Source organism: Oleiphilus sp. HI0128, from assembly GCF_001635365.1.
Genome location: NZ_LWGG01001412.1, coordinates 1 through 931, shown reverse-complemented (window position 1 = coordinate 931; position 931 = coordinate 1). Strand labels below are relative to the sequence as shown.

Annotated in this window: 1 pseudogene; it reads left to right on the top strand. The window is 42.5% G+C overall.

Going from position 1 to position 931, the window contains the following annotated elements:
- Nucleotides 1–425 (top strand): annotated as a pseudogene (locus tag A3763_RS29130) (AMP-binding acetyl-CoA synthetase); the annotation flags it as partial.
- Nucleotides 426–931: the final 506 nt, after the last annotated feature.

Below are 931 nucleotides of genomic sequence, written 5' to 3'. Positions count from 1 at the left end.
GCTTGCGTATTACTGGTCGTATTAAGGAAATCTTTAAGACCAGTAAAGGTAAGTATGTTGCTCCAGCGCCAATTGAAAACAAGATTGTTGGTCATGATTCTTTAGAGATGGTCTGTGTTGCTGGTGCTGAACAGCCTCAGCCTTATGCTTTGTTGATGCTTTCGGATGAAACTTTTGCTAAGCAGGGTGATGAGTCTTTCCGTAAGCAGGTTGAGCCGGAATTGGAAGCCTTAATGAAAGAGGTTAATGCTTCGGTTGACCCGCATGAGGCGCTGCAATTTATGGTTGTTGTGAATCAGCAGTGGACGATTGAAAATGAGTTCCTGACGCCGACAATGAAAATTAAGCGTAATGTAATCGAAGATGTTTACGCACCTTCTCAAGACGGATGGTATGGCAGTAAGCAGAAGATTATTTGGCAATAAGCCAAACTTAATGTGATATTCAAAAGCCCGCTTATGCGGGTTTTTTATTTTTGCCTTGTTGAGCTCAGTTGTTTGGACCTCAACTGAATTTAGAACTTAAAGCTACTTTGGATACCCAGGGATCAGTCTGAGCTGGATTCGCTCAAACCAAATCCGGAGAGCAAGCTGTAACTGCGCTTTCGATTAGGTACCCAAGTTGTGCTCAATCCGAGCTTTCTGATCGGCTCTCTTGTTATAGAAGATGCTTGCTTGAAGTAATAGCTGGCGCCCAACATGAAGCCTTTGTCCATAAGTCTCTGTATAGAGGCTCTGCCATACCATCGATTATTATATTTCTTGGACGGTGAGTCGCCGGTAATCTGATTATGAAAGGGATGAAAAAGACCATTATGAGTTTGAAGAGTTTGAAGAGTTTGAAGAGTTTGAAGAGTTTGAAGAGTTTGAGGAACCAGTGTTCGAAGACTGAGGTTCTGAGGTGGTAGGTGAAGGTTCAAATTGGGTATATA